The 11,936-nt window shown below is 40.1% G+C and carries 3 protein-coding genes; all 3 read left to right on the top strand.

The window, feature by feature from the left end; all coding sequences use genetic code 11:
- Positions 1–33 precede the first annotated feature (33 nt).
- Positions 34–4,797: a hypothetical protein gene (locus KME09_01855; protein ID MBW4532660.1), complete on the top strand. Its 4,764-nt coding sequence runs from the start codon at positions 34–36 to the stop codon at positions 4,795–4,797.
- Positions 4,794–11,129 carry a DEAD/DEAH box helicase gene (locus KME09_01860; GenBank protein ID MBW4532661.1) on the top strand — a complete coding sequence of 2,112 codons (6,336 nt, stop codon included), beginning with the start codon at positions 4,794–4,796 and terminating at the stop codon, positions 11,127–11,129. Before KME09_01855 ends, KME09_01860 begins: the two co-directional genes overlap by 4 nt.
- A gap of 50 nt (positions 11,130–11,179) precedes the next feature.
- Positions 11,180–11,936, top strand: a 757-nt coding sequence (locus KME09_01865; protein ID MBW4532662.1) for a hypothetical protein, incomplete at its 3' end; no start/stop codon positions are given.

An 11,936-nucleotide genomic window follows, 5' to 3' on the forward strand; every position in this document is an offset into this window, starting at 1 on the left:
TACTTATTACTTATTATTCATTACTTAAAAAGCATGGCTGTTTTAACTGGAATTATCAACGAGAATGAATTTTATTCCCACCATTATCTTGATGCTATTTTACATAACGATCTCAAAGAGGTTGTTAAACGCTGGAATGAAGAAGCAGAAACAACAGGAGATAAGTCCCCACCAAAAGCGATCGCATCTCTAAAAGTTGATTATTGTAAAACTCGCAGTCAGATTAGCCAGGAAAAAGACGTTCGAGAGCAATTATTGCTTCAAAGGCAATGGTTATGTAAGTTTTTCTCTGTACTGGGTTATGAGTTTAAACCGACGGAGAAAGTTGTAGAAGACGATGAAATAATTCCTGTAGTTGCCGAGGTTAGTAAGAGTAACGGACAGCCTTTACTGTGGATTATTGAGGCTATTTCCGAGACAGAAGAAGCAGTTGATGTCTTATCTCTTAGCTTAAATGAAAATCAGTTTGAAAGCGATCGCTCAGAGCAACATCTAAATCCCGAACTACTCAACATTGACTTTGAAGACTTAATTTCTGACTATATTTTTGCTCAAGACGATCCGCCTCGTTGGATTATTTTGGCTGGTATGCACCAAGTAGTTTTGCTAGATCGCTTTAAGTGGAATGCTTCGCGGTTGTTGCGTTTTGACCTAGAGGAAATTCTTGCCCGTCTGGATAATAATGCCCTGCAAGCTAAGGCGATTTTACTCCATCGCGAACATACTTGTCCTAGTGAGGGAACAGCTTTACTAGATGAGTTGGATGAAAATTCTCACAAACACGCTTTTTCTGTCTCCGACGATCTTAAGTATGCGCTGCGGGAGTCGATTGAGTTATTAGGTAATGAGGCGGTTTGGTATAAGCAAAATAAGCTTCATGAAGGAGTATTCAAAGGAAAACTGGATGAAGGACAGCTAACTCTAGAATGCCTGCGGTATATGTATCGCCTGTTGTTTCTCTTTTACATCGAGGCGCGTCGAGAATTGGGTTATGCGCCGATGAATTCGGATATCTACCGTCAGGGGTATAGTTTAGAGTTTTTGCGTAATCTCGAACAAGCAGAGTTACGCACTACGGAAGATACGGAAGGCTATTTTATTGATGCTTCGATTACAAAGCTGTTTAAATTGGTTTGGGAGGGATTTCCTGAAGGTGATGAGAATTTTAGTCTTAATTTAGAGCAGAAAGAAATTACCCACGATACTTTTGAACTAAAAGCGTTGAAAAGTCATCTCTTCGATCCTGCGCGTTTATTTCTACTCAATAAAGTCAAGTTTCGTAACGTGGTTTTGCGTCGCGTAATTGAGTTAATGTCTCTTTCTAGAGCGAGTAAAGGTAAAAGAAGAGGGCGTATTTCATATGCCCAGTTGGGAATCAACCAATTAGGTGCGGTTTACGAAGCTTTACTCTGCTTTCGGGGGTTTTTCGCGGAAGAAGATTTGTATGAGGTTAAGTCAGCCAAAGAGAAGACTACTGATGAATTAAAGGTGGCTTATTTTGTTAAGTTACCAGATTTAGAAAACTATACCGAGGAGGAACGAGTTTTTAATGATGACGGTACGCCGAGATGTTATCCCAGGGGTACTTTTATCTATCGTTTAGCGGGACGAGATCGCCAAAACTCCGCTTCTTACTATACTCCCGAATCTTTAACTCGTTGTTTGGTCAAATATTCCCTCAAGGAGTTACTCAAGGATAAAAAGGCTGATGATATTCTCAAGTTGCGTATTTGTGAGCCAGCAATGGGGAGTGCTGCGTTTTTGAATGAAGCGATTAACCAATTAGCCGAGGCTTATTTAGAATTCAAACAAAAAGAATTAGATCGACGTATCAAACAAGAAAATTATCTGCAAGAAAAGCAGAAAGTCAAAATGCTGTTGGCGGATCGTAATGTGTTTGGCATTGACTTAAATCCCGTCGCGGTTGAGTTGGCGGAAGTATCTTTATGGCTCAATTCTATTTATCAAGGGGCGCACGTACCTTGGTTTGGAATGCAGTTACACTGCGGTAATTCTTTAATTGGGGCGCGTCGTCAAGTTTACGACACCAGTTTAGTTCCTCAAAGTAACAGACACAAAAACTACTGGTATGATAACGAACCCAAACGAGTTTTATTAACAGAAGAATTACCAGTTAAGACTATCTTTCATTTCCTGTTACCCGATCCAGGAATGGCTAACTATACCGACAAGGTAATCAAACAATTAGCACCAGACAATATCCAAAAGATTAAAGATTGGCAGAAGGAATTTTGCAGAGAAGCTTACAGTGAATTTGAAATCGAACAGTTAGTTAGCTTGAGCAAAAAGATCGATCAACTTTGGCAACGCCATGTCAAAGAACAGCGTAAGATGCGAAACCGCACCACCGATCCTTTATCTGTTTTTGGTCAGGAGGATGATGAGCTAAAACGTAGCAGCTTGAGCATGAAAGATAAGATTGTGGCTCAAGAAAGAATGTCCGAAGGTGTGGGTAATTCCAGTGCCTATCGGCGATTAAAACTGGTGATGGATTATTGGTGTGCTTTATGGTTTTGGCGCATCGAACAAGCCGATTTATTACCTAGCCGTAGTGAATATTTGATGGAGCTTGCTGTCATTTTAGGAGAAATGCCCATCGCCCCTGAAAAACAGTTAGATATTCCTTTATTTCCTGAAACTACACCCCCAGAAGAAGCCAAAGAATTTATTGCTAAATATGGTTCGGTAGATTTAAAAATGCTTTGTAGTCGCTTTCCGCGATTGCAGTTAGTAGAAGAAATAGCCAAAGAAAAAAGATTCTTTCATTGGGAATTAGAATTTGCCGATATTTTTGCCGATAATAATGGCTTTGACTTTATTTTAGGTAATCCACCTTGGATAAAAGTTGAGTGGAAAGAAGGTGATGTTTTAGGTGATGCCGAACCTTTATTTGTATTACGAGGTTTTACTGCTAGTAAGCTAGGAAAATTAAGAGAAGAAACTTTGACTAAATATTCTCAATTAAAACCTGATTATTTTAATGTTTATGAAGGTTTAGAAGGTACGCAAAATTTTCTTAATGCTTTTCAAAACTATCCTTTATTGGTCGGTCAAAAAGCTAACTTGTATAAATGTTTTATTCCTCAAAGTTGGTCAAAGAGTCATAAAAAAGGGATACAAGCTTTCATTCATCAAGAATCAATCTACGATGATCCAAAAGGTGGTATTTTTAGACAATCAATTTATCAACGCCTTAAAGCTCATTTTCAATTTATTAATGAGTTACAACTTTTTCCAGACATCGATCATCACAATAAATATAGTATTAATGTTTATGGAGAAAAGTCGAAAACCGTATTTTTTAAAAACATATCTAATTTATTCTTAACTAAAACTATTGATGCTAGTTTTGAACATGATGGTAAGGGTAATGTTCCAGGAATAAAAGACGATGAAAATCAGTGGAATACAGATAATCATCTTAAAAGAATAATTGAGATCGACGAACAAAAACTAAAATTGTTTGCTCAACTTTATGATGGAGAAAATATACCTGCTTTACAAACTCGCCTTCCAGCACTTCATTCTCAACAATTATTAAGTGTATTAGAAAAATTTGCAATTCAACCTCAAAAATTAAGTCATTTAAAAGAGAACTACTTTAGTACATCTTGTTGGAATGAAGTGAATGCTCAAAATGATGGAATTATTAAGAGACAAACTTGTTTTCCTAGCTCAACAGAACAATTAATTCTTTCGGGTCCTCATTTTTATGTTGGTAATCCACTGAACAAAACACCAAGAGAAGTTTGTACCGCAAATAGCCATTATAATGTTTTAGATTTAACAAGTATTTCCAATGAATATTTACCACGAACTAATTATTTTCTTGCTTGCACTAAGGAAGAATATCGAAGCAAAATACCTCTCGTTACGTGGGTTGAAACGACAACAAATCAATCCAAAAAGTTTACAGAGTATTATCGTTTAGCTTTTCGAGGGATGCTACCTCCTGGCAATGAAAGAACTTTAATCGGTTCAGTTATACCTAAAGGTGTGGCACACATTAATGGCTGTAGAAGTTATGCTTTTGCCGATCAATATATTAATCAATTAACAATTTTTGGCTCTTTTACATATTCTATAGCTTATGACTTTTTAGTTAAAACGACAGGAAAAACAAATCTTCATCAAATACTAGATGATTTTCCATTAATTTACGGTACTTGTTTTGATAACAGTTTAAAAATCCGTTTCTTAACACTTTCTTGCCTAACCACTCACTACGCTGAACTTTGGGAGACGAGCTACACCCCAGAATTCAATCAAGACACCTGGACAAAACAAGACCCCAGATTAAATAACCAATTCTTCCACAACCTAACCCCAAATTGGCAAAGAAACGTTGCCCTCCGCACTGACTACAAACGCCGACAGGCATTAGTAGAAATAGACGTACTCGCAGCAATGGCATTGGGTTTAACCCTAGACGAACTAATCACCATCTACCGCGTGCAATTCCCCGTGATGCGCCAATACGAAAAAGATACCTGGTACGACCAAAACGGGCGCATTGTCTTCACTTCTAGTAAAGGACTTCCAGGGGTAGGCTTCCTTCGTACTGCACCCAGAGGCGAAACGGGTTGGGAAGATATCAAAGATATGAAGACGGAAACGGTAGAACGCACTATCGAAGATAACACCCTACCAGGAGGAACAGTTACCAGAACCATTGTTTATCAGGCCCCATTCGATCTTTGCAATCGCGAGGAAGATTACAAGATTGCTTGGTCAGCTTTTAAACAAAGATTCGCTAATCAGGAGGTTAAAGCATGATACCATCCGTTCTTGCCTCCGAAATTCAAGCCAGTATTACAGACTTCCTCAAGACCGAATTTCGCTCATCTTCTCCTGGTTTTGAGGATTTAATCGATCGCTTTTTGGCAGAACCAGAAGCCATCTTTAAAGGACCATATTTATCTACCAGTTTGCCTTTTAGATCGGGAACTGCGGGAGCTAACTATTTTCCCGACGTACCGATGGCTTTTCCTCCCCACCGACATCAAGAGCAGGCGTTCGGGCGACTGCAACACCCTAACTATCAGTCAACTATTGTCGCTACTGGGACGGGTTCGGGTAAAACTGAATGTTTTATGCTGCCTATCCTCGATCATTGTTTTAAATATCGAGGCGAACCAGGTATCAAAGCAATCCTAGTCTATCCGATGAATGCTTTGGCTACCGACCAAGCAAAAAGATTAGCGCAGCTAATTTGGCACAATTCTAACCTTAAAGGTTATGTTACGGCGGGTTTATTTGTGGGGGAAAACGAACGCGAACCTACTTCAGTAATGACAGAAACGGGAGTAATTACCAGTAAAGATATTCTGCGCCAACGTCCCCCAGATATCTTGTTAACCAACTATAAAATGTTGGATTATCTGTTAATTCGTCCCAAAGACCGGGGTTTATGGGTGGGTAATAGTCCCGAAACTCTGCGTTATTTAGTTGTAGATGAAATCCATACCTTTGATGGCGCACAGGGAACGGATTTAGCCTGTTTGATTCGTCGTCTCAAGGCTCGTTTGCAAACACCCGCGAATTATTTGGCTTGTGTGGGAACTTCAGCAACTTTAGGCGGAAATAAAGACACGGGGAATGAATTAATAAGCTATGCGGGAAAGATATTTAATGAGACATTCAATAATAACTCTATCGTTACCGAAGATAGGTTAAGTGCAGCAGAGTTTTTAGCCGATGCCTTTATCGATCCTCAACCAGTACCCAGTCCAGATTTACTAGACTCGTTACTACCGCAAAACTATGAGAGCGTAGAGAAGTATATCCGCGCTCAATATCAACTCTGGTTTAATTATCCCCTAGAAGATGATTGGGATGAAACAGACTGGCGCATCGATTTAGGCGATCGCTTGAAGTCTCTTCCCATCGTTCATAACCTGCTAAAAATCCTTTCAGGCAAACCAACTTCCTTGCCTTCTCTATGGACGCAATTGAGTCGTAAAATGCGTCTGCCAAATAGTACGGATACAACCTATCAAATTGCTTTATTTACTAGCCTAGCTGCTTTATTTTCCATTGCACGAGACATCAATAACCGTCCTTGGGCTAATATTCGTATACAGCTATGGCTGAGAGAATTACGGCGTATGGTAGCTGATATAAGCGATCGCCCTGCACTAACTTTTGCTGACGATCTGACTACGGAAGAATCGGGGAAAAGCTTACCTGTAATTCACTGTCGTGAATGTGGGGCTACTGGTTGGGGAAGCTTACGGCGCAAACAAAATGACCAACAGCTAGATTGCGATCTCAGAGCTTTTTATACGGCATTTTTTAATCGTAATCCTTTAACTGCTTTTGTTTTTCCCATTAAAGACAATGAAAAATACGAAACGGACATCTCACTGGGGCGAGGCAACCTCGCCCCCCGTGTCCTTGAGAAAGAAAGAATTGAAAGCAAGCTATGCCAGGACTGCTTGAGGTTAAATATTTCCAAAGCTACTTACTGTCATACCTGTAATGGGAAAAACTTACTTTCGGTTATCGAACCGAATATGGTGCAAGAGAAGAGTAAAAACGGCTCTAAATGGCGAGAAACCAGTCATGATTGCCCCTTCTGTAAGGCTAAGAATAATCTAGCTATCTTGGGTTCTCGTGCTGCTAGTTTGGCTAGTGCTGCTATTGGTACGCTGTTTGCTTCTACCTATAACGACGATCGCAAATTAATTACCTTTTCCGACTCCGTACAGGATGCTGCCCATCGCGCTGGTTTCTTTGCTGCCCGTACTTTTAGGACTACTTTACGTACCGCTATCAAACAGTATTTGGATGAACGGGGTAATGACAAATACTTAGAGCAAATTATTCCCGAATTTAAACAATATTGGCAAGAAAAACTAGGTTCGGATACTGATTATGTAGCTACCTTTCTGCCTTCAGATTTGGAATGGCTGTATGAATGGGAACAGTTACAGAAGACAGGTAAATGTAGTTCCCAGTTAAAAGAATATTGCGATCGCCGTTTGGACTGGGAAATTATCTCAGAACTCAGTCTTAAAACTTCTTTTGGCGGTTCATTAGAACAGACAGGGACTTGTGCAGTAGGGCTTAATCTCGAACAGTTAGACAAAGCTACAGCAGAAGTATTAATTAAGCTGCAAAACGAACTGGGACTGCATCATATAAACAATGACAGGGTAAAACAGTTTATCTTGGGCATTTTTTATCATATGAGACAAAAAGGAGCAATCTTACATCCTCTTACCAAACAATACATCGAACAGGATGGCAATATTTTCCTCTTGCAAAAACCTACTTTTATGCCCAACATGGGACCCGCTTCGATTAAACCTAGCTATCCCATAGAAGCGAGAAACCACGAGGAATTTGAACCAGTTATTATCAAAAACTCTACGTGGTGGGAAAATTGGGCAGTTAAAAACTTCTTTGACACTCAGGATTATAACTTCTTTGACACCCAGGATTATTCTTTAATTGGCGCACAGACACCCGCTATTTATCAATATACTTTCAATACTCTAGTTGAGTTTGGTCTTTTAGGCGATCGCTATACCAATAAAAACGCTAAAGTCTGGGGAATCGAAACTACAGCTTTAAATCTTGATACAGACACTAAGCATTTATCTTGTTCTAGCTGTCATCACTCTGTTGTCACTGACAATAGCGAACTATCCTATTGGAATGGAATGTCCTGTTTACAATCGCAGTGCTTAGGACATTATGAGGAAAGAACAGCAAAATTAAACTTCTACAAAAATCTCTACTCTAAAGGTAATGTACGACGTATCTTTGCCCAAGAACATACGGGACTATTAGAAAGAGAAGTCAGAGAAGAACTAGAACGTCGCTTTATTGCCAGTCAACATCGTTCTGACCCCAATTTACTCTCTGCCACTTCTACCTTGGAAATGGGGATTGATATCGGAGATTTATCCTCAGTCTTACTCTGTTCCATTCCTCCCCAACAGGCAAACTATCAGCAAAGAATCGGACGGGCGGGAAGAAGAGACGGTAATGCCTTTATCACTACCATTGCTAACGGTACAAATCATGACCTCTATTTCTGGTCTAATCCTCTAAAAATGATTGCGGGAGGAGTAGAAACCCCAGGTTGTTATCTTGATGCTTCGGCAATTCTCCAACGTCAGTTAACCGCTTACTGTCTTGACTGTTGGATCGGTGATTCGAGCAAAACCCCAGATTTACCAGAAATCTTTAATCGAGTTCTAGCACCAGTACAGCAGGGGGACATTAACCGCTTTCCCTATACTTGGTTAAACTATATCGATCGCGATCGAGAACAACTATTATCTGGCTTTATTCGGCTATTTGATGCAGAAATAGATAAAGATACCAAAGAACAACTAGAACTTTTCATTACTCAGGGAGAGCAAGAAAAAGGCGGTTTGCGGTGGCGTATCCTCAATCGACTACAGGAAGTAGTTGAGGAACGGAAAAGACTGCAAAATCAAATCAAAACCCTTGGTCGTCGCATCAAAGATAAAGAAAAAGGTGCTAAATCGCAAAACTTTGAGGCTGAATTAGATGAATTAAAGCTAGAAAGAAAAGGCTTTATGAAATTAGTAGAGCTTATCAACAAAAAAAATACTCTTAACTTCTTCACCGACGAGGGTTTACTACCTAACTATGCTTTCCCCGAAGCTGGCGTAACCCTCAAATCGATCATCTGGCGCAGAAGTAACCAGCCCAATAATAAATACGAAACCCGCCCCTTTGAATACGAACGTCCAGGGGCATTAGCTATCAAAGAACTCGTTCCCTCCAGTACCTTTTATGCTGAAGGTCGTAAGGTTAGAGTAGACCAGATAGACGTAAAACTGTCTGAAATAGAAGAATGGCGTTTTTGTCGTAACTGTAGCTATGCTACTCTCAATATCCATAAAACAGCAGACCAAAAAACCTGTCCGCGCTGTGGAGATACCATGTGGGCTGACGAAGGGCGTAAACGCAAAATGATTCGTCTGCGTCAGGTAATGGCAACTACAGGCGATCGCAAAAGTCGGATTGGAGATGACCGAGACGATCGCAATCCTTCATTTTTTAGCAATCAGCTACTAGCTGATTTTGCCCCCGAAGCCAGAGAAAAGTCTTATCTAATTGACTCAGAAGAATTTCCCTTTGGCTTTGAATTCCTCTCGCGGGTTAACTTCCGTGAAATCAATTTTGGTCAAATCACCAATCAAGCTGAAACAGTAGAAATAGCAGGTGAAGCTCGTCCGAGGGGCGGGTTTAAAATCTGTCGTGAGTGTGGCAAAGTTCAAGATAGGGAAGATCAAGCCAATCATACTCTAGCTTGTAAGAAAGACGATAACCCGAAAAACTTTATTGATGTCCTGTATCTATTCAGACAGTTTGAATCAGAAGCAATTCGCATTCTAATGCCCGTCGATACCATCAATTCTTCTCAACAGTTACCCTCATTCCTAGCTGCTTTACATCTAGGACTAAAACTACACTTCCAGGGCAAAGTAGACCATCTTCGTACTTTAGTCAGTGAAGAACCCGTTGCTAATAGTTCCCGCAGAAAACCCTTCCTTTTCCTCTACGATACCGTTCCTGGGGGGACTGGCTATCTCAAGCAGCTACTTCGTAATCCTCAAGAAATAATATCAGTTTTAGAAAAAGCTTTAGCTGTTCTGGTTAGCTGTAGTTGTGATGATGGTTGCTATGAATGCGTTTACGCCTATCGTAACAACTTCGAGCAGGACAATACTAGTCGTAAAAGCGCGATCGCCGTTTTAAATGACATTATCACCCGCAAAGATAAAATTACTCTATCTCAGCCTGGATTATCAGAAGTAAAGCTAAATGCCTTATTTGATAGCGTTTTAGAACAACGTTTCATTGATGCCTTAGCTCGTTATCGCCATGAGGATAAACCAACTACTTTGCGTAAAGAAGTAATCAACGGCAAACCTGGTTATTTGCTTTCTATCGGCGAACAAACCTGGCAAATCGAACCCCAGGTAGAACTAGGACAAAATGATGGAATAGCTATTCCCAGTCGCGCTGACTTCGTATTCTATCCTGCCAAAGAATCTCTAGATATCAAACCCATTGTTGTCTTTACCGATGGTTGGGAATATCATCGCGATCGCTTATCACACGACTTTCAACAAAGAATGGCGATCGCTAAAAGCGGAAATTTTCATGTTTGGTCGCTTACTTGGTCTGATGTTGAATCTCAGTTTAATTCCCAATCAGGTGCTTACGTCAATCTCCTAACTCAAGATATCAGTAGCTTGTTTCGTACCAATCAAAATAAACTTCACGAACAATATAAGTGCGAACAATTACGCCCCTTAAAAGACAAAGATAGTTTTACATGGTTGGTTAACTTTCTCAAGCTACCCGATCGCAATCTATGGCAACGTTGGGCATTACTCAGAACCCTGGCATACATCAATCCTCAAGCACAGTGCGATCGTAACCTTTGGGAACAAGAAGTCAGTCAATTAACAGATTCTAAGATAATTAATACATTCGACCTAAACACTTCCTGCCGTTTGGCAAATTTGAGCTGGAAGTCGATACAGCAAAATGACTTAATTCAATCTTATTTTGCGATCGCACCACCAAAGCATAAATCTTCTGATAGTAAAGGTTCGTTAGTAGTTATGTCGATCGGCGATCGCTTTGCAGAAATCGATGATGAAATAGTTAAAGCTTGGACTGGAATATTACGGCAATACAACCTATTCCAGTTTCTCGACTACAGCTATGTAGTTACTTCTCGCAGTTTTGAAACCGAAACAGAACTTGAACCATTATTACTTTCACCGCCAATAGATAAAGAAACTTTTGCCAGTAATAGCAATCCAATTTGGCAAGAAATTAAAGAATTAGTCTTTGATGAAGATGCGATCGCCCTAATCGACTATATGTCAACTCATAACTGGCAAGTACCCGAAGTCGGTTACGAACTTACCGACGATACCGATACCGTAATTGCTGAAGCAGAATTAGCCTGGAGTGAGCGCAATTTAGCCTTAGTCATAGACACCAGCGAAACCGAAATCTTTACCCAGAATCAATGGAAAACTTTCACTATAGCCGAAGTATTGAATGACCCAGAAGCTTTTTACAATGACCATCTAACTTCCTAAACATAAACAAAAAAACTTATTACTTATTACTCATTACTTATTACTTAAAAATGCTAAATCACAATATCCGCATGGCGATCGCCGCCGACTTTTTAGATGCTTTTAGCAAGCTACCCAGACAGACTCAAGCTAAAACCAATTCCTTTATTAGTAAATTCAAGCAAAATCCTACTAGCTCAGGGATTAACTACGAATCAATTCATAATGCTACTGATAAAAACCTCAAATCCGTCAGAGTTGATGGCAGCTATCGAGCGATCGTGCTTAAACCCGAAACTGGTAATACCTATTTACTATTATGGGTGGATAATCACGACGAAGCATACCAATGGGCGCAAAGAAGAGTTTGTAAAATTAATCCCGAATCTGGTGCATTACAAATTATTGATGTCGAAGAAGTAGCAGCAATTGAGCGAGAAATAGCAGCAGACTCTAAAGCATCCAGACAAAAAAGATTTGCCGATATTCGCGATCGTCACCTATTAAGATTGGGAGTTCCAGAAGAATTATTACCAGCAGTTCGGGCTGTCGTTACGGATGATGATGTCGATAAATTAATCTCTAAACTACCAGAAGAGGCTGCCGATGCTATTTTACTACTTGCTGCTGGTTATTCACTTGACGACGTTCTAAAGCTACAAGATAAGCAGAGCGATAAGCCTGACGGCATGGCTTCGCTACTCCAAATTAATACAGAAGACTTTGATACTGCCTTGGAAACCGATGACAGTAAGCGCAGATTCTATATTGTTGAAGATGATGCCGAACTGGAAGAAATGCTGGCAGCGCCTCTCGAAAAATGGCGTG

It is taken from the genome of Pleurocapsa minor HA4230-MV1 (assembly GCA_019359095.1).
In the GTDB taxonomy this organism is placed as follows: domain Bacteria; phylum Cyanobacteriota; class Cyanobacteriia; order Cyanobacteriales; family Xenococcaceae; genus Waterburya; species Waterburya minor.

Coding starts and splice junctions, on each gene's coding strand:
- KME09_01855 (MBW4532660.1), top strand. CDS start 34: ATGGCTGTTTTAACTGGAATTATCAACGAGAATGAATTTTATTCCCAC.
- KME09_01860 (MBW4532661.1), top strand. CDS start 4,794: ATGATACCATCCGTTCTTGCCTCCGAAATTCAAGCCAGTATTACAGAC.